Consider the following 22,771-nt stretch of genomic DNA (forward strand, 5'->3'; position numbering starts at 1 on the left):
CCGCACCGTCGGCGCAGGCGTCGTCTCCAAGATCATCAAGTGATCCAGGGCCCGAACGGGCCAAGGAATGCTGCGGGAAAGGCCACCCTTCGGGGTGGCCTTTTTCATGCGGCCCGTGGCGCTTGACGGGCAGGCCGATTTGCGGCATAGGACCGCAACGCTGCCGGTTCGCGAAGAATCGTCGGTTTTGCGCGTGGCCGCCTCATCGTGGGCGGCCTGCGTTTTTTTCGTACGGTCCGATGCTGGCGCCGCGTGGTGCGCCGTCAGCCTCTCGACTGGAACTCCCCGCAAGAGGGATGTCTTTATGCAAAGCCAGAATATCCGGATCCGGCTGAAGGCCTTTGATTACCGCGTGCTGGACGCCAGCACCCAGGAAATCGTCAACACGGCCAAGCGCACCGGCGCGACCGTCCGCGGCCCGATCCCGCTGCCGAACAAGATCGAGAAATTCACCGTCCTGCGCGGTCCGCACATCGACAAGAAGTCGCGCGACCAGTGGGAAATCCGCACGCACAAGCGTCTGCTGGACATCGTCGATCCGACCCCGCAGACCGTTGACGCCCTCATGAAGCTCGACCTCGCCGCCGGCGTGGACGTCGAGATCAAAGTCTGAGGAGGCAGATCATGTTGCGTACTGGTATCATCGCCAAGAAACTGGGCATGACCCGTCTGTTCCTCGAGGACGGCCGTCAGGTTCCCGTCACCGTCCTGCAACTGGACGGCCTGCAGGTCATCGCGCAGCGCACCGCCGCGACCGATGGCTATACCGCCGTCCAGCTGGGCGCCGGCGAGGCGAAAGCAAAGCGCACGACCGCAGCGATGCGCGGTCACTTTGCCAAGGCCTCGGTCGCGCCCAAGCGCAAGATCGTGGAATTCCGCGTTGCGGAAGAGAACCTGATCAACGTCGGTGAGGAGATCACGGCTGACCACTACTTCTCGGGTCAGTATGTGGACATCGCCGGCATCTCGATCGGTAAGGGCTTTGCGGGCGCCATGAAGCGCCACAACTTCGGCGGTCTGCGCGCGTCGCACGGCGTGTCCGTCAGCCACCGTTCGCACGGTTCGACCGGCCAGTGCCAGGACCCCGGCAAGGTGTTCAAGGGCAAGAAGATGGCAGGTCACCTGGGTGCCGTCCGCGTCACCACGCAGAACCTGCAGGTCGTCCGCACGGATTCCGAGCGCGGCCTGATCATGGTCAAGGGCTCGGTTCCGGGCTCGAAGGGTGGCTGGGTCACCGTCAAGGACGCCGTGAAGAAGGCGACGCCCGAGAACCTGATCTATCCGGCCGCCCTGCGGTCCGCCGCCCGCGAAGCCGCGCGCCTGGCTGAGGAAGCCGCCGCCGCCGCCGCCGCCGAGGAAGAAGCCGCCCGTGAGGAGGCCGCCCGTCTGGCCGCCGAGCAGGAAGCCGCCGCCCTGGCCGAGGCCGAAGCCTCGATCAAGTCGGACAAGGACGCTGCCGATCCCAACGCGGAAGAGCCGGCCTCCAATGACGACGCGCCGGAAGGAGACAAGTGATGAAACTTGATGTGATCAAGCTGGATTCCGGCGCAGCCGGGTCGATCGATCTGGCCGACGACATCTTCGGGCTGGAGCCGCGCGGCGACATCCTGCAGCGCGTCGTGCGTTGGCAGCGCGCCAAGGCACAGGCCGGCACCCACTCGGTGCTGGGCAAGTCGGACGTCAGCTACTCGACCAAGAAGATCTATCGCCAGAAGGGCACCGGCGGCGCACGCCACGGCTCCCGCAAGGCGCCGACCTTCCGTCACGGCGGCGTCTACAAGGGTCCGACCCCGCGGTCGCACGCCTTCGATCTGCCCAAGAAGGTCCGTGCCCTGGGTCTGCGTCACGCGCTGTCGGCGAAGGCCACCGCGGGTGAACTGGTGATCATCGAGGATCTGAACCTCGCCGATGCCAAGACCGCAGCCGTCGCCAAGGCCGTCCGTGAGAACGGCTGGAAGCGCGTGCTGGTGATCGACGGTGCCGAAGTGAACGAGAACTTCGCCCGTGCCGCCCGCAACATCGAAGGCGTGGACATCCTGCCGTCGATGGGTGCCAACGTGTATGACATCCTCAAGCGTGATACCCTGGTCATCACGCGCGCCGGTGTCGAAGCTCTGGAGGCTCGTCTGAAATGAGCGCGAAAGCAGAACATTACGACGTGATCGTCAAGCCGATCATCACCGAGAAGGCCACCATGACGTCCGAGAACAACGGCGTCGTGTTCCAGGTCGCCAAGGACTCGAACAAGCCGCAGATCAAGCAGGCCGTCGAGGCCCTGTTCGGTGTCAAGGTGAAGGCGGTCAACACCACCATCACCAAGGGCAAGCAGAAGCGCTTCCGCGGCCAGCTGGGTCGTCGCAGCGACGTCAAGAAGGCCTATGTGACGCTGGAAGCCGGCAGCACCATCGACGTTTCGACCGGTCTCTGATAACCGGACGCGATCTGGCGGCCCCGGCATTCCGGGGCCGCCGCAATTGACTGAAACGGACCACCCTGGTCCAAAGCAACGGAAGACAGAAAGATGGCATTGAAGTCGTACAAACCGACGACGCCTGGCCAGCGTGGGCTGGTTCTGATCGACCGTTCGGAGCTTTGGAAAGGTCGCCCGGTCAAGAGCCTCACCGAGGGTCTGACCAAGAAAGGCGGCCGGAACAACACCGGACGGATCACCATGCGGCGCCAAGGCGGCGGCGCGAAACGCCTGTATCGCATCGTCGATTTCAAGCGCACCAAGTTCGACATGGCCGGCACGGTCGAGCGGATTGAGTACGATCCCAACCGCACCGCCTTCATCGCGCTGATCAAGTACGAAGACGGCGAGCAGACCTATATCCTGGCACCGCAGCGTCTGGCCATCGGCGACAAGGTCGTGGCGGGTTCCAAAGTCGACGTGAAGCCGGGCAACGCCATGCCCTTCAGCGGCATGCCCATCGGCACGATCGTCCACAACGTCGAGCTGAAGCCCGGCAAGGGCGGCCAGATCGCGCGTTCGGCTGGCACCTATGCCCAGTTCGTGGGTCGTGACGGCGGCTATGCCCAGATCCGCCTGTCCTCGGGCGAGCTGCGCCTGGTCCGTCAGGAATGCATGGCGACCATCGGCGCCGTGTCGAATGCCGACCATTCGAACCAGAACCTCGGCAAGGCCGGCCGCAACCGCCACAAGGGCATCCGCCCGAGCGTCCGCGGTGTCGCCATGAACCCGATCGACCACCCGCATGGTGGTGGTGAGGGCCGCACCTCGGGTGGCCGCACGCCGGTCACGCCCTGGGGTAAGGACACCAAGGGCAAGAAGACCCGCAGCAACAAGGCGACCGACAAGTACATCTTGCGTTCGCGTCACGCGAAGAAGAAGGGGCGCTGACCTATGGCACGTTCTGTTTGGAAAGGCCCCTTTGTTGACGCCTATGTGCTCAAGAAAGCCGAGAAGGCCCGTGAGTCGGGGAAATCCGACGTCATCAAGATCTGGTCGCGTCGCTCGACCATCCTGCCGCAATTCGTCGGCCTGACCTTTGCCGTCTACAACGGGCACAAGCACATCCCCGTGAACGTCAGCGAAGAGATGATCGGTCAGAAATTCGGTGAATATTCGCCCACGCGCACCTATTACGGGCACGCCGCGGACAAGAAAGCCAAGAGGAAGTAATCGTCATGGGTAAGGAAAACAATCCGCGCCGCGTGGCGGAGAACGAGGCCTTCGCCAAGACGAAGATGCTTCGCACCTCGCCGCAGAAGCTGAACCTGGTGGCTCAGCTGATCCGCGGCAAGAAGGTCGACAAGGCTCTGGCCGACCTGACCTTCTCGCACAAGCGCATCGCCGGCGACGTGAAGAAGTGCCTTCAGTCCGCCATCGCGAACGCCGAGAACAACCACGGTCTGGACGTCGACAACCTGGTCGTCGCCGAGGCCTGGGTCGGCAAGAACCTGGTGATGAAGCGTGGCCGTCCGCGGGCACGTGGCCGCTTCGGCAAGATCATGAAGCCGTTTTCGGAAATCACCATCAAGGTGCGCCAAGTCGAGGAGCAAGCGTAATGGGTCAGAAGGTCAATCCGATCGGCATGCGCCTCCAGGTCAACCGCACCTGGGACAGCCGCTGGTACGCCGACGACAAGGACTATGGCAATCTGCTGCTTGAAGACCTGAAGATCCGGGACTTCATCCGCACCGAAGCCAAGCAGGCCGGCATCAGCCGCGTCATCATCGAGCGCCCCCACAAGAAGTGCCGCGTGACCATTCACGCAGCGCGTCCCGGTGTCATCATCGGCAAGAAGGGTGCGGACATCGAGACCCTGCGCAAGAAGCTGGCGAACTTCACCGACAGCGAACTGCACCTGAACATCGTCGAAGTGCGCAAGCCCGACGTCGATGCGCAACTGGTCGCCGAGTCGATCGCTCAGCAGCTGGAGCGTCGCGTGTCGTTCCGCCGTGCGATGAAGCGTTCGGTCCAGAACGCGATGCGCATGGGCGCCCTGGGCATCCGCGTGAACGTCGCCGGCCGTCTGGGCGGCGCCGAGATCGCACGGACCGAGTGGTATCGCGAGGGCCGCGTGCCCCTGCACACCCTGCGGGCCGACATCGACTATGCACTCTGCGAAGCCACGACCCCGTACGGGATCATCGGCGTGAAGGTGTGGATCTTCAAGGGCGAGATCATGGAACATGATCCCCAGGCCCATGATCGCCGCGCTGCCGAGGCCCAGGAAGGTCCGGCCCCCCGTGGTCCGCGCCGCGACGCCCGGTAAGGAGTAGAAAACAATGCTGCAACCGAAACGGACCAAGTTCCGCAAACAGCACAAGGGCCGTATCCACGGCGAGGCAAAGGGCGGTTTCGACCTGAACTTTGGCTCGTTCGCCCTGAAGGCAACCGAACCGGAGCGCGTCACCGCGCGCCAGATCGAGGCGGCCCGCCGCGCGATCACCCGTCACATGAAGCGTCAGGGCCGGGTCTGGATCCGGATTTTCCCGGACGTCCCGGTGTCGTCCAAGCCCACCGAGGTCCGGATGGGTAAGGGCAAGGGTTCCGTCGACTTCTGGGCGGCCCGGGTGCATCCCGGCCGGATCATGTTCGAGATCGACGGCGTGAACGACACCATCGCCCGCGAGGCCCTGCGCCTCGGCGCGATGAAGCTGCCGGTTCTGACCCGCATCGTCGCACGCGAAGACTGGTAAGCGTCGGCCCGCCGGGCCAGCGCGAAAGGGGGCCCCGCCGAGCGATCGGCGGGGCCCCTGCCTTTTCCCGCAAACGGGCTTGCCAAACGGGCGTTCAGCCTGTATGCGCAGGCCTTCATCACGAAACTCCACCGGAATCAGGGTGGCCCTGGCGACAGGGGCTCTCCGGTGATGTTGAAAGGAAGACGCGTCATGGACGCCACCGAACTGAAGTCTAAGACGCCCGACCAGCTGAAGGATCAGCTGGTTGCGCTGAAGAAAGAGGCCTTCAACCTGCGCTTTCAGCAGGCGACCGGTCAGCTGGAAAGCACCGCACGGATGCGCACCGTCCGTCGCGACGTGGCTCGCGTGAAGACGATTCTGAACCAGAAAGCGGCCGAAGCCGCGGCCTCGAACTAAGGAGCCCGGCCCATGCCCAAACGTATCCTGCAAGGCCGCGTCACCAGCGACAAGAACGAACAGACGATCACCGTCCTGGTCGAGCGCCGCTTCAAGCATCCCGTGCTGCACAAGATCGTGCGCTCGTCGAAGAAATACCGCGCGCATGACGCGCAGAACCAGTTCAAGATCGGGGACACCGTTCGCATCGTCGAATGCGCCCCGATCTCGAAGACGAAACGCTGGACTGTCCTGACGGACGAAGCGGTCAACGCCTGAAGTCCATCATTACAGATCAGAAATGATCGAAACCCTGGGGCCGCAGTCGGCGGTCCCCAAAGGTCGGGAGAAACCAAATGATCCAGATGCAGACCAATCTGGATGTTGCTGATAACTCGGGCGCTCGCCGGGTTCAGTGCATCAAGGTCCTGGGTGGTTCGCACCGTCGCTATGCGTCGGTGGGCGACATCATTGTCGTGTCCGTGAAGGAAGCCATCCCCCGGGGCCGGGTGAAGAAGGGTGACGTCCGCAAGGCCGTCGTCGTTCGCACCGCCAAGGAAGTGAATCGCGAAGACGGAACCTCGATCCGCTTCGACCGCAACGCCGCCGTCATCCTGAACAACCAGGGCGAACCGGTCGGCACCCGTATCTTCGGGCCGGTCGTGCGCGAGCTGCGTGCGAAGAACTTCATGAAGATCATCTCGCTTGCACCGGAGGTGCTGTGATGGCTGCCAAGCTGAAGAAGGGCGACAAGGTCGTCGTGCTGGCCGGCAAGGACAAGGGCAAGCAGGGTGAGATCACCGCTGTCATGCCCAAGGACAACAAGGCCATCGTGGACGGCGTGAACGTCGCCATCCGCCACACCAAGCAGTCCCAGAACAGCCAGGGCGGCCGCGTGTCGAAGGCCATGCCGATCGACCTGTCGAACCTGTCGCTGATGGACAAGAACGGCAAGGCAACCCGCGTCGGCTTCCGCATGGAAGACGGCGGCAAGGTCCGCTTTGCCAAGACCACGGGAGACGTGATCTGATGCTGGACGACGCCAAGTACACGCCCCGCCTGCGCGCGGTGTTCACCGACACCATCAAGGCCGCGCTGAAGGAAGAGTTCAGCTACAAGAACGACATGCAGATCCCGCGTCTGGACAAGATCGTCCTGAACATGGGTGTCGGCGAAGCCGTCAAGGACACCAAGAAGGTCAAGCAGGCGGCCGACGAGCTGTCGCTGATCGCCGGTCAGAAGGCCATCATCACCTATGCCAAGAAGTCGATCGCCGGCTTCCGCGTGCGTGAGGAGATGCCGCTTGGCTGCAAGGTGACCCTGCGCGGCGACCGCATGTACGAATTCCTGGACCGCCTGATCAACATCGCGCTGCCCCGCGTCCGCGACTTCCGCGGCGTGAAGCCGACGTCGTTCGACGGCCGCGGCAACTATGCGATGGGCCTGAAAGAGCACATCGTTTTCCCGGAAATCAACTTCGACAAGGTCGACGAAGTTCTGGGGATGGACATCATCATCTGCACCACCGCGACGACCGACGCGGAAGCGAAGTCGCTGTTGAAGCATTTCAACATGCCGTTCACCAGCTGATCGCGGAGGGAAAGAAGATATGGCAAAGAAATCCATGATCGAGCGCGAGAACAAGCGCGCACGTCTGGTCAAGCAATACGCTGCAAAGCGTGCTGAACTGAACGAGGTCATCAAGGACCAGTCCCGCCCGATGGAAGAGCGGTTCAAGGCCACGCTGAAGCTGGCCGAACTGCCGCGCAACTCGTCGGCGACGCGCCTGCACAACCGGTGCCAACTGACCGGTCGTCCGCATGCGTATTACCGCAAACTGAAACTGTCGCGGATCATGCTGCGCGAGCTCGGCTCGCACGGTCAGATCCCCGGCCTGGTCAAGTCCAGCTGGTAAGGGGGCACATACCATGATGAACGATCCTCTCGGCGATATGCTGACCCGCATCCGCAATGCGCAGATGCGCGGCAAATCGACCGTCCGCACCCCCGCCTCCAAGCTGCGTGCCTGGGTTCTGGACGTGCTGAAGAACGAAGGTTACATCCGCGGCTACGAGGAAGTGACCACCACCGAGGGCCACAAAGAGCTGGAAATCGGGCTGAAGTACCACGACGGAACCCCGGTCATCCGGGAACTGTCGCGCGTGTCGAAGCCGGGTCGCCGGGTCTATGCCGGGTCCAAGGAAATCCCGCAGGTCCGTCAGGGTCTGGGCGTCTCGATCGTCTCGACTCCCAAGGGCGTCATGTCGGATGCAGCGGCTCGCAATGCCAATGTTGGCGGCGAAGTCCTCTGCACCGTGTTCTAAGGAGGGCAGAATGTCTCGTATTGGTAAGAAGCCGGTCGAACTGCCCAAGGGCGTGACGGCCGAGATCAAGGGTCAGACCATCGAAGTGAAGGGGCCGAAGGGCACCCGTCATTTCACGGCGACCGATGATGTGGATCTGGTGCTGGAAGATGGCTCCGTCGCGGTCAAGCCCCGCGGTACGTCCAAGCGTGCGCGCCAGCAGTGGGGGATGACCCGCTCGATGATCGAGAACCTGACCGTGGGCGTGTCCACCGGGTTCAAGAAGGAGCTGGAGATCCAGGGTGTGGGTTACCGCGCCAACATGCAGGGCAAGGACCTGAAGTTGGCTCTGGGCTACTCGCATGACGTGATCTTCGAGGTGCCGGAAGGCGTCACGGTGTCGTCTCCGAAGCAGACCGAAATCGTTGTGGAAGGCATTGACCAGCAGCTTGTTGGCCAGGTCGCAGCGAACATCCGCGAGTGGCGCAAGCCCGAGCCCTACAAGGGCAAGGGTATCCGCTACAAGGGCGAGTTCGTGTTCCGCAAGGAAGGCAAGAAGAAGTAAGGGGCGCATGAAATGGCACTGAAAAAGCAAGAGCTGTTCCAGAAGCGCCGCCTGCGCGTTCGGAACAAGCTGCGGGCGATGTCGAACGGCCGTCCGCGGATGTCGATCCACCGGTCCTCGAAGAACATCTTCGTGCAGGTGATCGACGATCTGAAGGGCGTGACCCTGGCTTCGGCCAGCACGCTGGAGAAGGACCTGGGCCTGATCGGCAAGAACAACGTCGAGGCTGCGGCCAAGATCGGTTCGACCATCGCCGAGCGTGCGAAAGCCGCCGGCGTGGAAGAAGTCGTGTTCGACCGCGGCGGCTTCATCTTCCACGGCAAGGTCAAGGCTCTGGCCGACGCCGCCCGTGAAGGTGGTCTGAAGTTCTGATCCTGCGGACGGCGCATGCCCCAGTGGCGGCGCCGTCCCGATGATCCGGGAACATCCGTTCACCGGGATCGACACAACCGGCGCCGCGCGCGCCCGCGTACAAGGAATGCCTCATGGCAGAACGTGACAACAACCGCCGGGGCGGTCGCAACGACCGCGAAGAGAACCCGGAATTCCAGGACCGCCTGGTTGCCATCAACCGCGTGTCCAAGACGGTCAAGGGCGGCAAGCGCTTTGGCTTTGCGGCACTCGTCGTCGTCGGTGACCAACGCGGCCGCGTCGGTTTCGGCAAGGGCAAGGCCAAAGAGGTCCCCGAGGCGATCCGCAAGGCGACCGAGCAGGCCAAGCGCGGCCTGATCCGCGTCCCGCTGCGTGACGGCCGTACCCTGCACCACGACATCGAAGGTCGTCATGGCGCCGGCAAGGTCATCATGCGCACGGCCGTCGCCGGTACCGGCATCATCGCAGGCGGCCCGATGCGCGCCGTGTTCGAGATGCTGGGCGTGCAGGACGTCGTGGCCAAGTCGCAGGGGTCGCAGAACCCCTACAACATGATCCGCGCCACCCTGGACGGTCTGAAGAAAGAGTCGAGCCCGCGCAGCGTCGCGACCCGTCGCGGCAAGAAAGTGGCCGACATCCTGCCCTCGAACGACAAGCCGGCTGACGCCGCTGTCGAAGCGTAAGGAGCAAGACGCATGGCAACCATCGTCGTCAAGCAGATCGGATCGCCGATCCGCCGCCCCAAGGACCAGCTGGCCACCCTGAAGGGCCTGGGCCTGAACAAGATGAACCGCACCCGCGAGCTGGAGGATACCCCCTCCGTGCGCGGCATGGTCAACAAGATCCCGCATCTGGTGGCGATCATCGAAGAAAAGGCCTGATCCCCGCGGTCAGGACAGTGGAACGCCCCGCCATTGCGGGGCGTTTTGCGTTTCAGCGCTATTCGCGGCAGGCATAGAGCGTGCCGCCCACCGCCACGACCGATACCGCAGCCCCGGTCAGTAGCACCGGAGAGGCCGCGACCGCCGCTGCCGCACCGCCAAGCGAGGCCAGGGCCCCGGACACCGCCGTGCCCGCGCCGCTGAGGATCACCGCCCCGGACGCATCGGGCAGCGCCTGCAGCCCCTGCACGGACCGTCGGGCCGCGGCACCCGACAGCGCCCCTGCGGCGGCGGTCGTCTGGTTCACGCGGCGGCAGACGGCGCGGGTCTGGCTGCGGCAGACGCCCCAGGCATCCCGCGCCCCCAGGTCATAGCCCATCACCGATTCGCTGGCCTTGTCGAAGCGGAGGCAGAAGGGCAGGCGTTCCTCGTCCGTCAGTTCGGGCGTTAGACTGCGCAGGACGACATAGCTGGGGCAGTCGTGGCGCCCGATGCGGGTGGCGAGCTGTTCGCGGCGCGAATAGGTATCCGACAGCCGCGCCTCGGCCTTGTCATAGCCCATGACGACATCGCGGTCATTGATACGGGCGGTGCAGAAGGTCGGCTCTGCCTCCTGCGCGGCGACGGGCGCGGCCGGCAGGGCGGAGAGCAGGGCAAGGACGGGGATCAGGGCAAGGCGGGGCATGGCAACTTCCGGTAGTATCGGGGATGGCCCATGCGTGGGGCAGGGGGGCGCGCCACTCAAGACACAAGATGGTGTCGGGCGCGATTGGCGCGGCCCCTGTGGCGGGATCGCTTGAAAGATGCAGGCATTGCGCGTATAGGGCCCCGGTGCTCAATGGCACAGTGATTCAACAAGCAAGAAAAGCCGTGGCCCCCTGTTTCGCTTCGAGGGAGTGTCCGGCAAGGAGAAGCGACATGAAACTGCATGAAATCCGCGACAATGATGGCGCGAACCGCTCGAAGAAGCGCGTTGCGCGTGGTCCGGGCTCGGGCAAGGGCAAGACCGCCGGCCGGGGTATCAAGGGCCAGAAGTCGCGTTCGGGCGTCGCCCTGGGCGGATACGAAGGCGGCCAGATGCCGCTGTACCGCCGCCTGCCCAAGCGCGGCTTCAGCAAGCCGAACGCAAAGTCGTTCGCCGTCGTGAACCTGGGCCAGATCCAGGGTTTCATCGATGCGGGCAAGATCGACGGCAAGGCAGAGCTGACCGAAGACGCGCTGGTCGCATCGGGTCTGGTCCGCCGCAAGCTGGACGGCATCCGTCTGCTGGCCACCGGCGAGCTGAAGTCGGGCATGACCATCACCGTCACCGGTGCCTCGAAAGCCGCGATCGACGCGGTCGAGAAGGCGGGCGGCAAGGTCAACCTGCCGGCAGCGCGCGACGCGGCGGCCGAATAAGCTGTTGAAGGGGGCTTTCCTGCCCCATAGATAGCATCTAGGTTTTCAGGCGCCGCCGGTCCCCGCGAAAACGGGTCGGCGGCGCTGTCATGACACGGGACATAAACAGCATGGCGTCAGCCGCAGAACAGATGGCCGCGAACCTCTCCTGGGGGCAGCTCGGCAAGGCCACGGAACTTCGCCAGCGGATCTGGTTCACGATCGGCGTGCTGATCATGTACCGCATCGGCACCTATATTCCGGTGCCCGGCATCGACGGCGCGGCGCTGCGCAACTTCATGGAGCAGGCCTCGACGGGCATCGGCGGCATGCTGTCCATGTTCACCGGCGGCGCGCTTGGCCGGATGGGTGTCTTTGCCCTCGGCATCATGCCCTACATCTCGGCCTCGATCATCGTGCAGCTGCTGACCTCGATGGTCCCGTCGCTGGAGCAGCTGAAGAAGGAAGGCGAGACCGGCCGCAAGAAGATCAACCAGTACACCCGCTACGGCACCGTGGCGCTGGCGTTGTTCCAGGCATACGGCCTGGCACGCAGCCTGGAGGCCGGCGGCCTGGCGCATGAACCCGGCCTGTTCTTCCAGGCATCGGTGGTCATCACCCTGGTCGGCGGAACCATGTTCCTGATGTGGCTGGGCGAACAGATCACCGCACGCGGCGTCGGTAACGGCATCTCGCTGATCATCTTCGTGGGCATCCTGGCCGAGATCCCGGCCGCGCTGGCCACCTTCTTCCAGCAGGGCCGCACGGGCGCTATCTCGACCCCGGTGATCCTGTTCGTGATCGTGATGCTGGTGGCGATCATCGCCTTCGTGGTGTTCATGGAACGCGCGCTGCGCAAGATCCGCATCCAGTATCCCCGGCGCCAGGTCGGCATGAAGGTCTATGACGGCCAGACCAGCCACCTGCCGGTCAAGGTCAACCCCGCGGGCGTGATCCCGGCGATCTTCGCCAGCTCACTGCTGCTGCTGCCGATCACCATCTCGACCTTCTCGGGGAACGAGACCGGTCCGATCATGTCGGTGATCCTGGCCTATTTCGGGCCCGGCCAGCCGCTCTATCTGCTGTTCTTCGCGGCGATGATCGTGTTCTTCACGTATTTCTACACGCAGAACGTCTCGTTCAAGACCGATGACGTGGCCGAGAATCTGAAGAACCAGGGCGGCTTCATTCCGGGCATGCGTCCGGGCAAGCGGACCCAGGACTATTTGGATTACGTGGTGAACCGCCTGCTGGTGATCGGCTCTGCCTATCTGGCACTGGTCTGCCTGATGCCAGAGATCCTGCGGGACCAGTTCTCGATCCCGGTCTATCTGGGCGGAACCTCGGTCCTGATCGTGGTGTCGGTGACGATGGACACGATCAACCAGGTTCAGAGCCACCTGCTGGCGCACCAGTACGAGGGGCTGATCGAGAAATCCCAGCTGCGCGGCAAGCGCAAGCCGGGCACCGCCAAGCCGCGCCGCCTGCCGTCGCGCCGCTGAGGGCGCGACCGTACCGACGACACGACAAGGCCGCATCAATGGCCACCTGAGGGGGACAGACGCCATGACCATCAACATCATCCTGTTGGGGCCGCCGGGTGCCGGCAAGGGAACCCAAGCCGGCCGCCTTGTGGCCGACAAGGGCCTTGTCCAGCTGTCCACCGGGGACATGCTGCGTGCCGCCCGGTCGTCGGGAACCGAGATGGGCCGTCGCGTCGCCGAGGTCATGGACCGGGGCGAATTGGTCACGGACGAGATCGTCATCGGCCTGATCCGCGAGCAGCTTGAGAAGGGCGGCAAGGGCTTCATCTTCGACGGCTTCCCCCGGACGCTGGCGCAGGCGGATGCCTTGGGGCGCCTTCTGGCCGAATCCGGCATGGCACTGGACGCGGTGATCGAACTGCAGGTCGACGACGAGGCCCTGGTCGGACGGATCGTCAAGCGCGCCGAGGAATCGCGTGCCGCCGGCCAGCCGGTGCGCCGCGACGACACCCCCGAGGTCTTTGCCGACCGCCTGCGCGAATACTACAAGAAGACCGCGCCGCTCTTGGGCTACTACTACGCCAAGGGCAACCTGCAAACCGTCGACGGCATGGCACCGATGGAGCAGGTCGCCGCCCAGATCGCGGCAAAGCTGCCTGCTTGACGACGCGGCGATCTGCCGCTAGTTCACGTCATCTCGCAAGAGAATCACCCGGATCGCGGGTGGACCATCGATTTGGCCCGGAGGCACAGCTTTCGGGCCTTGCGTTGTGAAAAAAGGTTCCGGCGTTACGGAACCGCAACTGAAAAGGAAAACGCGTGGCTCGTATTGCTGGCGTCAACATTCCGACGGGGAAACGCGTCCCCATCGCTCTGACCTATATCCACGGCATCGGCGACCTGTACGCCGCTCAGATCTGCGAAGCGACTGGCATCGACACGTCGCGCCGCATCAACGATCTGTCGGACGCAGAAGTCTTGGCCATCCGCGAATACATCGATGCCAACCTGACCGTCGAGGGCGACCTGCGCCGCGAAGTCCAGATGAACATCAAGCGCATGATGGACCTGGGCTCGTATCGCGGTCTTCGCCACCGTCGCGGCCTTCCGGTCCGCGGTCAGCGCACGCATACCAATGCGCGCACCCGCAAGGGCCCGGCCAAGCCGATCGCCGGCAAGAAGAAATAAGGGGCAAGCGACATGGCACGTGACAAGACCCGCATGAAGCGCAAGGAACGCAAGAACATCGCCACCGGCGTTGCGCATGTGAACTCCAGCTTCAACAACACCAAGATCCTGATCTCGGACGTCCAGGGCAACGCCATCGCTTGGTCCTCGGCCGGCACGATGGGCTTCAAGGGTTCGCGCAAATCGACCCCGTACGCCGCCCAGATGGCTGCCGAAGATGCCGGCCGCAAGGCGCAGGAACACGGCGTCCGCACGCTGGACGTCGAAGTCCAGGGCCCCGGTTCGGGCCGCGAATCGGCTCTGCGCGCGCTGGCCGCTGCCGGCTTCAACATCACGGCCATCCGTGACGTGACGCCGATCGCGCATAACGGCTGCCGCCCGCCCAAGCGCCGTCGCGTCTGATCCTGGATCATCATTGACCGGCCCGTGCGTCCGCGCATGGGCCGGACTTTCGCATTTCACCTCGGGCGTTTCCGGCCACGGTCATGGGCAGGAAGCAAGTATGGAGGAAAATCCATGATCCACAAGAATTGGGCCGAACTGATCAAGCCGACCCAGCTGGTCGTCAAGCCGGGCGCCGACGCGACCCGCACGGCCACCCTGGTCGCCGAGCCGCTGGAGCGGGGCTTCGGCCTGACGCTTGGCAACGCGCTGCGCCGGGTGCTGATGTCCTCGCTGCAGGGCGGTGCCATCACGGCCGTGCAGATCGACAACGTTCTGCACGAGTTCAGCAGCGTCGCCGGCGTCCGCGAGGACGTGACCGACATCGTGCTGAACCTGAAAGGCGTCACGCTCAAGATGGACGTCGAAGGCCCCAAGCGCCTGACGCTGTCCGCCAAGGGTCCGGGCGAGGTTAAGGCCAGCGACATCCAGGAAACGGCCGGCATCACGGTTCTGAACCGTGACCACGTCATCTGCCATCTGGATGACGGCGCCGAGTTGAACATGGAACTGACCGTGCAGACGGGCAAGGGCTATGTCGCTGCCGACAAGAACCGTCCCGAGGATGCTCCCATCGGCCTGATCCCGATCGACGCGATCTTTTCTCCGGTCAAGCGCGTCAGCTATGAGGTGCAGCCCACCCGTGAGGGGCAGGTGCTGGACTATGACAAGCTGACCATGAAGATCGAGACCGACGGGTCGCTGACGCCGGAAGACGCCGTGGCCTATGCCGCGCGCATCGTTCAGGACCAGCTGTCCGTGTTCGTCAACTTCGACGAGCCGGAAGCCGCGAACCGCCAGGACAGCGACGATGGCTTGGAATTTGATCCGCGCCTGCTGAAGAAGGTCGACGAGCTGGAGCTGTCGGTCCGCTCGGCGAACTGCCTGAAGAACGACAACATCGTCTATATCGGCGATCTGATCCAGAAGACCGAGGCAGAGATGCTGCGGACCCCGAACTTCGGCCGCAAGTCCTTGAACGAGATCAAGGAAGTGCTGTCGGGCATGGGCCTGCATCTGGGCATGGACGTGGTCGACTGGCCGCCGGAAAACATTGAGGATCTGGCCAAGCGTTTCGACGACCAGTTCTGAGATCACGGCGGGGGGCGACCCCCGCTGACCATCGGGCATCTGCCCCAAGGAGAGCGGCCCGCACGCATGGGCCGCCGGACAAAGCAAAACACGCTGTAGGAGATCATCATGCGTCACGCCCGTGGCTATCGCCGCCTCAACCGTACCCACGAACACCGCAAGGCGCTGTTCGCCAACATGTCCGGCTCGCTGATCGAGCACGAGCAGATCAAGACCACCTTGCCGAAAGCCAAGGAACTGCGTCCGATCGTCGAGAAGCTGATCACGCTGGCCAAGCGCGGCGATCTGCACGCCCGCCGCCAGGCGAACGCCCAGCTGAAGCAGGACATGCATGTCGCCAAGCTGTTCGACGTTCTGGGCGAGCGTTACAAGGACCGTCAGGGCGGCTATGTCCGCATCATGAAGGCCGGCTTCCGCTATGGCGACATGGCGCCGATGGCGATCATCGAACTGGTCGACCGCGACACCAGCGCCAAGGGTGCCGCAGACCGTGCGCGTCTGGAATCGGAATTCACTGCCGAAGACTGATCGCGCAGCCCGGATGGGCCAGTGATTTAGACCCCGTCGCAAGAAATTGCGGCGGGGTTTGCTAATTTAGCACAGCCAAAACGCGTTGACGTCGAGGAACGAAAAATTCTTCACCTTCCGCGAGTGGCTTCGCGTATGTATCATCCACGGACGGAATGTTGGTGAGCGTAGCGCCGATTCCGCGAGGGAGGGTGATGTATTTTATCGCGAAGCCAAGGACATTAACCAAATCGAAACTTCGATGGGTCACAACTTGTTTGAACCTTGACGTCAATCATTTCAACATATCCAAAAAGCCATGTCATCTCGTGCAGACATAAATGCAGATCTCCGAAAGCTGGGCAAGCATGCCCTGTCCGGCTATTTCGTGGGGCTGCATATCCGTTTCGCTGCACCGCTGATGCAGTTTCAGACCTATGACGAAAAATGGTCCGAATTTTATTCCCAGAACGGCTATGCCCTGCGCGATCCGACAATCGCCTGGGGGTTCTCGACGACCGGCGCCTGCCGGTGGTCCGCGCTGCCGATCCCAGACCCGTTCAACATCCTCAAGGATGCCGCAGATCACGGGCTGATCTTCGGTCTGACCGTGTCCCACGGTCCGATCGCATCGCGCACCATCGCGTCCTTCGCGCGCGCTGATCGCGAACTTTCCGATGCCGAGATCGAGGAGATCTCGACCACGGTACGGCGGCTTCACGACATGACCGAGCCGCCTGCGAGCCTGACAAAGGCTCAGAAAGAAGCCCTTCGATGCATTGCGGAGGGGGATCGTCATGCAGCAGCGGCTGCCAAGCTTGGCATTACCGAAAGCGCGTTCAAGGCAAGGTTGATTTCTGTCCGGGAACGCCTGAAGGCGCGGACGACCGCCGAGGCGCTGCAGAGGGCCAAGGAATACCGTTTGCTGTAGATGTGTCGCCCAAGGGGTCCGCGAGGCGAGGAAGGGTGCCCTCACACCCCAGGAGTATCAGATGCAGACGACAACACTTTCTTTTTCAAATCTTCACAACCACGGCGAATTGTTTGCCAACCTGTTTCGCGCCCGCAAGCAGAGCTTCATTATCCAGAAGAACTGGGATTTGCCCGAATCCGAGGATATGGAGTTCGACCAGTACGACACCCCGCAAAGCCGCTGGATCGCCATCCATGACCGGACCGAGGTTCTGGCCGGAATCCGCCTGACCCCGACGACCGCGCGCTGCGGCATCTATTCCTACATGATCCGGGACGCGCAGGAGGGGATCCTGGGCGGCAGCATTCCCCAGGACCTGCTGTTCGAGAAGGCGCCCGTCGACCCGCATGTGTGGGAATGCTCACGCGTGTTCGTCAGCCACTCCATCCCGCAGATGTACCGGCGCAAGGTGCACTTCAAGATGGTCGAGGCGATGACCGGATCGGCCCGTGACATGGGCGCGACCAAGCTGATCGCGCTGACCGGGTCGAACTGGCCGCGCTGGTACGGCCGCTGCGGCCTGTCCGCTGTCGCCCTGGGGCGTCCGCTGTTCATCGACGACGGCGAGTTCCAGTGCGTGGCGATCGACTTGGCCACCAAGATGCACTGACCGTCGATGGCCCTGCGAACAGGGCTGTCGCGCCTGCCCGGACATGCCTAGAATGGGCGCGTCATGGCAGATCTGTTCGATACCGCACCGCAGGCAGACCCCCCGTCCGGGACGGGGGCAAGGCCGCTGGCCGACCGCATCCGACCCACCCGCCTGTCCGAGGTCATCGGTCAGGCGAAGGTGCTGGGCCCCGACGGGCCGCTTGGCAGCATGCTGGCATCGGGCAGCCTGTCGTCGCTGATCCTGTGGGGCCCGCCGGGCGTCGGCAAGACGACCATCGCCCGCCTGCTGGCGGACGAGACAGATCTGGCATTCGTGCAGATCAGCGCCATCTTTACCGGCGTGCCCGACCTGCGGAAGGTCTTTGACGCCGCCCGCCTGCGGCGGAGCCAGGGTCGCGCCACGCTGCTGTTCGTCGACGAGATCCACCGGTTCAACAAGGCGCAGCAGGACAGCTTTCTGCCGCATATGGAGGACGGCACGATCCTTCTGGTCGGCGCCACGACAGAGAACCCGTCCTTCGAGCTGAACGCCGCGGTCATGTCGCGGGCCCAGGTCGTCGTGCTGGAGCGTCTGACGCTGGCGGATCTGGAACTGCTGGCGCAACGCGCGGAACGCGAGCTGGGACGCAAGCTGCCCCTGACGGCGCAGGCGCGCGACACCCTGCTGGAGATGGCCGATGGCGACGGCCGTGCCGCGCTGAACCTGATCGAGCAGGTGGCCGCCTGGAAGGTCGAGGGCAAGGTCGATCCCGACGCCTTGGCGAAACGTCTGAACAAGCGTGCGCCCAAGTACGACAAGTCGGGCGAGGAGCATTTCAACCTGATCTCGGCCCTGCACAAGTCGGTGCGGGGCAGTGACCCGGACGCCGCGCTGTATTGGCTGGCGCGCATGCTGGAGGGGGGAGAGGACCCGCGCTATCTGGCGCGGCGTATCACGCGCATGGCGATCGAGGATATCGGCCTGGCCGATCCTGCCGCCGCCCGGCACTGCCTGGATGCCTGGGCGCTGTACGAGCGGCTTGGTTCGCCCGAGGGGGAACTGGCCCTTGGCCAGGCGGTCATCTATCTGGCGCTGGCGCCGAAATCGAATGCTGGATACGCGGCCTACAAGAACGCTCGGGCTGAGGCCCGGCGCACGGGCAGCCTGATGCCCCCCGCCCATATCCTGAACGCGCCCACCAAGATGATGAAGGAGCAGGGATACGGCGCGGGCTATGCCTATGACCACGACGCCGAGGACGGGTTCAGCGGCCAGAACTATTTCCCCGACGGGCTGAAGCGCCCAGTCCTCTACACGCCCGTCGAACGCGGGTTCGAACGCGAGCTGAAACGCCGCCTGGACTGGTTCGTCAGCCAGCGGCTGAAGCGCGGCGGTTGACTTTGCGCGCGCGGGGCCACACAGACGCGCGCATGAACCCCTTTCTGCAAGTCGCCATTGGCGGGGCCCTTGGGGCGACCTGCCGCTATGCCATCTATCGCGTCATGCCGCTGGCATGGTCGGCGACGCTGCTGGTCAATGTGGCGGGCAGCTTTGTGATGGGGCTGCTGGCCGCATTGCTGGCGCACAGGCTGGGCAATGCCTGGGCGCCGTTCCTGCTGACCGGCGTGCTGGGGGGATTCACGACGTTTTCGGCCTTTTCGCTGGATGTGCTGACGTTGTGGGAACGGGGTCAGGGCGTCATGGCGCTGGCCTATGTGGGGCTTTCGGTCCTGCTGTCGCTGGCGGCCGTGATGGCCGGACTGGCCTTGGGACGAGGGATTTGGGCATGAGTGCCGTGCAGACCATCATTGTCGGCGACGACGACGCAGAGATGCGGCTGGATCGCTGGCTGAAGAAACGCTTCCCGCAGCTGTCGCAGGTGGCCATCGAGAAGATGTGCCGCAAGGGAGAGCTGCGCATCGACGGGGGGCGCGTCAAGGCCGCCACCCGCATCGCGCCGGGCCAGGAGGTCCGCGTGCCGCCGCTGCCCGAACCCGGCCCCGCGGCCGAACGGTCCGAACGCCCGCTTGGGCCGCGCGTGACCGACAGCGATGCCGAGATGATCCAGGCCGCCGTCCTGTGGAAGGACGAGCACATCATCGCGCTGAACAAGCCGCCAGGTCTGCCCAGCCAGGGCGGCAGCGGGCTGGGCGGGCGTCACGTCGACGGCCTGACCACCGCGCTGCTGTTCGGGTTCAAGGAGCGTCCCAAGCTGGTGCACCGGCTGGACAAGGACACGTCGGGCGTCCTGCTGCTGGCGCGGACCGACCGCGTGGCGCGGGCCCTGTCCGAGGCGTTCCGGTCGCGCACCACGCGCAAGATCTATTGGGCGGCGGTCGCGGGCGTGCCGCATCCGCGGATGGGCACGATCCGCTATGGCCTGGTCAAGGGCGGGCAGGGCCGGGGCGGCGACAACGAGAAGATGATCGCCGTCCACCCCCGCGACATCGACGCGACCGAGGGCGCGAAACGCGCCACGACCGATTACGCCGTGCTGGACGCGCTGGCCACGCGGGCCAGCTGGTGCGCGCTGGTGCCGATCACGGGCCGCACCCATCAGCTGCGCGCCCATATGGCCGAACTGGGCCATCCGATCGTGGGCGACGGCAAGTACGGCGGATCGGGGCAAGAGAATCTGGGCGATGGCTGGGGCGCGCAGCTGGGCGGAGAGATCAGCAAGAAGCTGCACCTGCACGCGCGCTCGATCACCTTCGACCATCCGATCACCAAGAAACGCATGACCATCACCGCGCCCTTGCCCGACCATATGGGCAGGACCTGGAAATCCGTCGGCTGGCAAGAGAACGACGTGCCCGACGATCCCTTTGCGGATGACGCATGAGGCTGGTCGTCTTTGACGTCGACGGCACGCTGGTTGATAGCCAGAACCACATCACCCACGCGATGGGCTTTGCCTTTGACCAGGTCGGCCTGACGCCGCTGCCGAAATCGCGGGTCCTGTCCATCGTGGGGCTGTCGCTGCCCGTGGCGGTCGCCCAGTTGGCGCCCGACGTCGATGCGGACACGCAGGCGCGGATCGTGGCGGGCTACAAGGAAAGCTTCATGCGCGCGCGGCTGGACAGTGCCGCGCCGCTGTATCCGGGCGCGATGGAATGCCTGGACCGGCTGGCCGACCGCGACGACCTGCTGCTGGCGGTGGCGACGGGCAAGTCGCGCCGGGGCCTGGATGCGATGATCGCGGCGCACGGTCTGCAGGGGCGGTTCCTCAGCCTGCAGACGGCGGACGGGCATCCCTCCAAGCCGCATCCCTCGATGCTGCACGCGGCCCTGGCCGAGACGGGGACCGAGGCCGGACGCGCCGTCATGGTCGGCGATACCAGCTTTGACATGGAGATGGCGCGGGCGGCCGGGCTGGCCGGTTTCGGCGTCAGCTGGGGCTATCACCCCGCGCATGCGCTGCAGGATGCCGGGGCGATCCGGATCCTGGACGATTTCACCGGACTGAAAACGGCCATCGAGGAGTGGGCGGCATGAGCGAATGGAAGGCGCGCAGGTTCTGGACCGATGCGGACCTGCGACCCGCGGATGGCGGGTTCGAGATCATGCTGGACAGCCGCGTTCTGCGGACGCCCGGAAAGCATGCGCTGGTCCTGCCGACCGAGGCGCTGGCCCGCGCCGTAGCCGACGAATGGCTGGCCCAGGGCGAGGTGATCGCGCCGCAGACCATGCCGCTGACCCGCGCCGTGAACTCTGCCGTAGAGAAGGTGGCCCCGCAATTCGATGCGGTCGCGGCCATGCTTGCCAATTATGGCGGCACCGATCTGCTGTCCTATCGGGCAACCGATCCGCAATCGCTGATCGACCTGCAGGCGCGCGAATGGGATCCGCTGATCGACTGGTCTGCCCGGCATCTGGACGCGCCGCTGCGGGTCACGCAGGGGGTGATTCCCATCGATCAGGACCAGGGTGCGCTTGACCGCCTGCATGCGCGGGTACGCGCGCAGGACCAGTGGGGGCTGACTGCGCTGCACGATCTGGTGACGATTCCAGGATCGCTGATCCTGGGCCTGGCGGTGATCGAGGGTCGCATCGACGGAGCCGAGGCGCACCGCCTGTCCCGCATCGACGAGGATTTCCAGGCCGAACGATGGGGCGCGGACGAAGAGGCGGCCGAGGCGGCCGAGGGCCGGCGCCTGTCCATACTTTCGGCAGAACGGCTGTGGAGCCTGTCCCGCCGGGGTTGAAAGCGCTTGCGTGACCGGACGGGGTTCTTGACGCGGCAACTTGTATCGGCACAATACCGCCTAATAGGACGGCAGCCGCTGTCGTGCTATGCCGACAAGGACCCCCCGAAGGGTCCGCATCAGCGTTCGCGGACCGATCGGCCGCGGGCGCTCCAACACAGAGGTAACTATGAAAAAATCGGTTTTCCTGGGGACGGCGGCCGCGGCGACCCTGCTGGCAGGCATGGGCATGGCCCAGGAGGGGTCGACGCTGGCCCAGGTCAAGGAGCGCGGCGAGCTGAACTGCGGCGTCAACACCGGCCTGGTCGGATTCGCAGCGCCCGACGCCAGCGGTAACTGGACCGGCTTTGACGTCGCGTTCTGCCGCGCGCTGGCCGCAGCCGTCCTGGGCGATCCCGCCAAGGTCAAATTCGTGCCGACCACCGGCCAGACGCGCTTTACCGCGCTGTCGTCGGGCGAGGTGGACGTCCTGGCCCGCAACTCGACCTGGACCTATTCGCGCGACACCGACCTGAAGCTGGATTTCATCGGGGTGAACTATTATGACGGCCAAGGCTTCATGGTCCGGTCCGATCTGGGCGTGACCTCGGCCAAGGAACTGGACGGCGCGACGATCTGCATCCAGACCGGCACCACGACCGAGCTGAACTTGGCCGACTATTTCCGCGCCAACAACATGACCTATACGCCGGTCAACATCGACAGCAATGCCGAGGGCGAGCAGCAGTACATGGCCGGCGCCTGCGACGCCTATACCACCGACGCGTCGGGCCTTGCGGCCACCCGTGCGGCCTTTGCCGACCCGGAAACCCACATCATCCTGCCCGAGATCATCTCCAAGGAACCCCTTGGGCCGGCCGTGCGCCACGGCGACAGCAACTGGGGCGACATCGCCCGCTGGACCCTGAACGCGCTGATCGCCGCCGAAGAATACGGCGTGACCTCGCGCAACATCGAGGAGCTGGTCCGGTCGTCCGAGAACCCCGAGGTTCAGCGCCTTCTGGGCACCACGGACGAGCTGGGCGCGATGATGGGCCTGGACGCCGAATGGGCGCGTCGCGCCATCCTGGCGGGCGGCAACTATGGCGAGATCTTTGCCGCCAACATCGGCGAGCAGACCCCGATCGGCCTGGCCCGCGGCCTGAACGCGCAGTGGACCCAGGGCGGCCTGCTCTACGCACCGCCGTTCCGCTGATCGGCTGACACGACAGGGGGTCGGACCCATGACGGGCCCGACCCCGACCCTC

The 22,771-nt window shown here is 64.6% G+C and carries 36 protein-coding genes; 35 read left to right on the forward strand and 1 reads right to left on the reverse strand.

Annotation, left to right across the window (positions count from 1 at the left end):
• The first annotated feature begins 304 nt into the window (after nucleotides 1-304).
• The 20 genes from rpsJ (at nucleotide 305) to rpmD (ending at nucleotide 9,665) form a co-directional block, all read left to right on the forward strand.
• Nucleotides 305-613 carry a 30S ribosomal protein S10 gene (gene rpsJ / locus FHD68_RS04845; RefSeq protein WP_042247848.1) on the forward strand — a complete coding sequence of 103 codons (309 nt, stop codon included), beginning with the start codon at nucleotides 305-307 and terminating at the stop codon, nucleotides 611-613.
• An 11-nt stretch (nucleotides 614-624) separates the two neighbouring features.
• A complete protein-coding gene (rplC, locus tag FHD68_RS04850) occupies nucleotides 625-1,515 on the forward strand; it encodes a 50S ribosomal protein L3 (protein ID WP_045982165.1) in 891 nt (296 codons plus the stop codon).
• Nucleotides 1,515-2,135 carry a 50S ribosomal protein L4 gene (rplD, locus tag FHD68_RS04855; RefSeq protein ID WP_045982164.1) on the forward strand — a complete coding sequence of 207 codons (621 nt, stop codon included), beginning with the start codon at nucleotides 1,515-1,517 and terminating at the stop codon, nucleotides 2,133-2,135. The genes rplC and rplD overlap by 1 nt, the downstream gene beginning before the upstream one ends.
• Nucleotides 2,132-2,428 carry a 50S ribosomal protein L23 gene (locus tag FHD68_RS04860; RefSeq protein WP_046000098.1) on the forward strand — a complete coding sequence of 99 codons (297 nt, stop codon included), beginning with the start codon at nucleotides 2,132-2,134 and terminating at the stop codon, nucleotides 2,426-2,428. Before rplD ends, FHD68_RS04860 begins: the two co-directional genes overlap by 4 nt.
• A gap of 93 nt (nucleotides 2,429-2,521) precedes the next feature.
• Complete coding sequence (rplB, locus tag FHD68_RS04865) at nucleotides 2,522-3,361, forward strand: 50S ribosomal protein L2 (RefSeq protein ID WP_045982162.1); 840 nt, start codon at nucleotides 2,522-2,524, stop codon at nucleotides 3,359-3,361.
• Between the two features lie 3 nt (nucleotides 3,362-3,364).
• Nucleotides 3,365-3,643, forward strand: coding sequence for a 30S ribosomal protein S19 (gene rpsS, locus FHD68_RS04870; RefSeq protein ID WP_045982161.1), 279 nt, complete (start codon nucleotides 3,365-3,367; stop codon nucleotides 3,641-3,643).
• A gap of 5 nt (nucleotides 3,644-3,648) precedes the next feature.
• Complete coding sequence (rplV, locus tag FHD68_RS04875; protein WP_042247864.1) at nucleotides 3,649-4,029, forward strand: 50S ribosomal protein L22; 381 nt, start codon at nucleotides 3,649-3,651, stop codon at nucleotides 4,027-4,029.
• The gene (gene rpsC, locus FHD68_RS04880) at nucleotides 4,029-4,739 is read left to right on the forward strand and encodes a 30S ribosomal protein S3 (protein WP_045982160.1); all 711 of its coding nucleotides are present in this window, start codon (nucleotides 4,029-4,031) and stop codon (nucleotides 4,737-4,739) included. The genes rplV and rpsC overlap by 1 nt, the downstream gene beginning before the upstream one ends.
• A 13-nt stretch (nucleotides 4,740-4,752) precedes the next feature.
• Nucleotides 4,753-5,166 (forward strand): 50S ribosomal protein L16, encoded by a 414-nt coding sequence (gene rplP / locus FHD68_RS04885; RefSeq protein ID WP_045982159.1) that lies wholly within the window; start codon nucleotides 4,753-4,755, stop codon nucleotides 5,164-5,166.
• 192 nt (nucleotides 5,167-5,358) lie between these two features.
• On the forward strand, nucleotides 5,359-5,565 hold the full coding sequence (rpmC, locus tag FHD68_RS04890) for a 50S ribosomal protein L29 (protein WP_045982158.1): 207 nt from the start codon (nucleotides 5,359-5,361) through the stop codon (nucleotides 5,563-5,565).
• Between the two features lie 12 nt (nucleotides 5,566-5,577).
• The gene (gene rpsQ, locus FHD68_RS04895; protein ID WP_045982157.1) at nucleotides 5,578-5,823 is read left to right on the forward strand and encodes a 30S ribosomal protein S17; all 246 of its coding nucleotides are present in this window, start codon (nucleotides 5,578-5,580) and stop codon (nucleotides 5,821-5,823) included.
• A gap of 77 nt (nucleotides 5,824-5,900) precedes the next feature.
• Complete coding sequence (rplN, locus tag FHD68_RS04900) at nucleotides 5,901-6,269, forward strand: 50S ribosomal protein L14 (protein WP_022708219.1); 369 nt, start codon at nucleotides 5,901-5,903, stop codon at nucleotides 6,267-6,269.
• Nucleotides 6,269-6,574 carry a 50S ribosomal protein L24 gene (gene rplX / locus FHD68_RS04905; RefSeq protein ID WP_045982156.1) on the forward strand — a complete coding sequence of 102 codons (306 nt, stop codon included), beginning with the start codon at nucleotides 6,269-6,271 and terminating at the stop codon, nucleotides 6,572-6,574. The genes rplN and rplX overlap by 1 nt, the downstream gene beginning before the upstream one ends.
• Nucleotides 6,574-7,134, forward strand: a complete 561-nt coding sequence (gene rplE / locus FHD68_RS04910) for a 50S ribosomal protein L5 (RefSeq protein ID WP_045982155.1) — start codon at nucleotides 6,574-6,576, stop codon at nucleotides 7,132-7,134. The genes rplX and rplE overlap by 1 nt, the downstream gene beginning before the upstream one ends.
• Before the next feature lie 19 nt (nucleotides 7,135-7,153).
• Nucleotides 7,154-7,459, forward strand: a complete 306-nt coding sequence (gene rpsN / locus FHD68_RS04915) for a 30S ribosomal protein S14 (RefSeq protein ID WP_042247889.1) — start codon at nucleotides 7,154-7,156, stop codon at nucleotides 7,457-7,459.
• 16 nt (nucleotides 7,460-7,475) lie between these two features.
• Nucleotides 7,476-7,868, forward strand: coding sequence for a 30S ribosomal protein S8 (gene rpsH, locus FHD68_RS04920; protein WP_045982167.1), 393 nt, complete (start codon nucleotides 7,476-7,478; stop codon nucleotides 7,866-7,868).
• A 10-nt stretch (nucleotides 7,869-7,878) separates the two neighbouring features.
• Nucleotides 7,879-8,412 carry a 50S ribosomal protein L6 gene (gene rplF, locus FHD68_RS04925; protein ID WP_045982154.1) on the forward strand — a complete coding sequence of 178 codons (534 nt, stop codon included), beginning with the start codon at nucleotides 7,879-7,881 and terminating at the stop codon, nucleotides 8,410-8,412.
• A gap of 12 nt (nucleotides 8,413-8,424) precedes the next feature.
• Nucleotides 8,425-8,784: a 50S ribosomal protein L18 gene (gene rplR, locus FHD68_RS04930; protein ID WP_045982153.1), complete on the forward strand. Its 360-nt coding sequence runs from the start codon at nucleotides 8,425-8,427 to the stop codon at nucleotides 8,782-8,784.
• A gap of 113 nt (nucleotides 8,785-8,897) precedes the next feature.
• A complete protein-coding gene (rpsE, locus tag FHD68_RS04935) occupies nucleotides 8,898-9,467 on the forward strand; it encodes a 30S ribosomal protein S5 (protein ID WP_042247897.1) in 570 nt (189 codons plus the stop codon).
• A gap of 12 nt (nucleotides 9,468-9,479) precedes the next feature.
• Nucleotides 9,480-9,665, forward strand: coding sequence for a 50S ribosomal protein L30 (gene rpmD, locus FHD68_RS04940; protein ID WP_046000102.1), 186 nt, complete (start codon nucleotides 9,480-9,482; stop codon nucleotides 9,663-9,665).
• Between the two features lie 58 nt (nucleotides 9,666-9,723).
• On the opposite strand, the gene FHD68_RS04945 is transcribed toward rpmD, so the two are convergent.
• On the reverse strand, nucleotides 9,724-10,350 hold the full coding sequence (locus tag FHD68_RS04945) for a hypothetical protein (protein WP_127897946.1): 627 nt from the start codon (nucleotides 10,348-10,350) through the stop codon (nucleotides 9,724-9,726).
• Between the two features lie 233 nt (nucleotides 10,351-10,583).
• Here FHD68_RS04945 and rplO point away from each other — a divergent pair, with 233 nt between their 5' ends.
• The 15 genes from rplO (at nucleotide 10,584) to FHD68_RS05020 (ending at nucleotide 22,719) form a co-directional block, all read left to right on the forward strand.
• Nucleotides 10,584-11,063, forward strand: a complete 480-nt coding sequence (rplO, locus tag FHD68_RS04950) for a 50S ribosomal protein L15 (protein WP_045982150.1) — start codon at nucleotides 10,584-10,586, stop codon at nucleotides 11,061-11,063.
• Nucleotides 11,064-11,173: 110 nt separating this feature from the next.
• Nucleotides 11,174-12,544, forward strand: a complete 1,371-nt coding sequence (secY, locus tag FHD68_RS04955) for a preprotein translocase subunit SecY (RefSeq protein ID WP_127897947.1) — start codon at nucleotides 11,174-11,176, stop codon at nucleotides 12,542-12,544.
• Between the two features lie 70 nt (nucleotides 12,545-12,614).
• Nucleotides 12,615-13,190: an adenylate kinase gene (locus tag FHD68_RS04960; protein ID WP_371706120.1), complete on the forward strand. Its 576-nt coding sequence runs from the start codon at nucleotides 12,615-12,617 to the stop codon at nucleotides 13,188-13,190.
• A 155-nt stretch (nucleotides 13,191-13,345) separates the two neighbouring features.
• Nucleotides 13,346-13,714 carry a 30S ribosomal protein S13 gene (rpsM, locus tag FHD68_RS04965; protein ID WP_045982147.1) on the forward strand — a complete coding sequence of 123 codons (369 nt, stop codon included), beginning with the start codon at nucleotides 13,346-13,348 and terminating at the stop codon, nucleotides 13,712-13,714.
• A gap of 12 nt (nucleotides 13,715-13,726) precedes the next feature.
• Nucleotides 13,727-14,116, forward strand: a complete 390-nt coding sequence (gene rpsK, locus FHD68_RS04970; protein WP_042247912.1) for a 30S ribosomal protein S11 — start codon at nucleotides 13,727-13,729, stop codon at nucleotides 14,114-14,116.
• 114 nt (nucleotides 14,117-14,230) lie between these two features.
• Nucleotides 14,231-15,247 carry a DNA-directed RNA polymerase subunit alpha gene (locus FHD68_RS04975; RefSeq protein WP_042247914.1) on the forward strand — a complete coding sequence of 339 codons (1,017 nt, stop codon included), beginning with the start codon at nucleotides 14,231-14,233 and terminating at the stop codon, nucleotides 15,245-15,247.
• A gap of 108 nt (nucleotides 15,248-15,355) precedes the next feature.
• Nucleotides 15,356-15,775: a 50S ribosomal protein L17 gene (rplQ, locus tag FHD68_RS04980; RefSeq protein ID WP_042247916.1), complete on the forward strand. Its 420-nt coding sequence runs from the start codon at nucleotides 15,356-15,358 to the stop codon at nucleotides 15,773-15,775.
• 298 nt (nucleotides 15,776-16,073) lie between these two features.
• Entirely contained in the window at nucleotides 16,074-16,685 is a 612-nt protein-coding gene (locus tag FHD68_RS04985; protein WP_045982146.1) for a helix-turn-helix transcriptional regulator, read from the forward strand.
• A gap of 61 nt (nucleotides 16,686-16,746) precedes the next feature.
• Nucleotides 16,747-17,337: an acyl-homoserine-lactone synthase gene (locus FHD68_RS04990; RefSeq protein WP_045982145.1), complete on the forward strand. Its 591-nt coding sequence runs from the start codon at nucleotides 16,747-16,749 to the stop codon at nucleotides 17,335-17,337.
• Between the two features lie 63 nt (nucleotides 17,338-17,400).
• Nucleotides 17,401-18,717, forward strand: coding sequence for a replication-associated recombination protein A (locus FHD68_RS04995; RefSeq protein WP_045982144.1), 1,317 nt, complete (start codon nucleotides 17,401-17,403; stop codon nucleotides 18,715-18,717).
• Between the two features lie 32 nt (nucleotides 18,718-18,749).
• Nucleotides 18,750-19,109 carry a fluoride efflux transporter CrcB gene (gene crcB / locus FHD68_RS05000; RefSeq protein ID WP_127897949.1) on the forward strand — a complete coding sequence of 120 codons (360 nt, stop codon included), beginning with the start codon at nucleotides 18,750-18,752 and terminating at the stop codon, nucleotides 19,107-19,109.
• Nucleotides 19,106-20,161, forward strand: coding sequence for an RluA family pseudouridine synthase (locus FHD68_RS05005; RefSeq protein ID WP_127897950.1), 1,056 nt, complete (start codon nucleotides 19,106-19,108; stop codon nucleotides 20,159-20,161). The genes crcB and FHD68_RS05005 overlap by 4 nt, the downstream gene beginning before the upstream one ends.
• Entirely contained in the window at nucleotides 20,158-20,814 is a 657-nt protein-coding gene (locus tag FHD68_RS05010; protein WP_127897951.1) for an HAD-IA family hydrolase, read from the forward strand. Before FHD68_RS05005 ends, FHD68_RS05010 begins: the two co-directional genes overlap by 4 nt.
• Entirely contained in the window at nucleotides 20,811-21,524 is a 714-nt protein-coding gene (locus tag FHD68_RS05015; protein WP_045982140.1) for an ATP12 family chaperone protein, read from the forward strand. Before FHD68_RS05010 ends, FHD68_RS05015 begins: the two co-directional genes overlap by 4 nt.
• Nucleotides 21,525-21,693: 169 nt before the next feature.
• The gene (locus FHD68_RS05020) at nucleotides 21,694-22,719 is read left to right on the forward strand and encodes an amino acid ABC transporter substrate-binding protein (RefSeq protein ID WP_045982139.1); all 1,026 of its coding nucleotides are present in this window, start codon (nucleotides 21,694-21,696) and stop codon (nucleotides 22,717-22,719) included.
• Nucleotides 22,720-22,771: the final 52 nt, after the last annotated feature.

The sequence above is a fragment of the Paracoccus marcusii genome (genome assembly GCF_006151785.1).
GTDB classification, from domain to species: Bacteria; Pseudomonadota; Alphaproteobacteria; order Rhodobacterales; family Rhodobacteraceae; genus Paracoccus; species Paracoccus marcusii.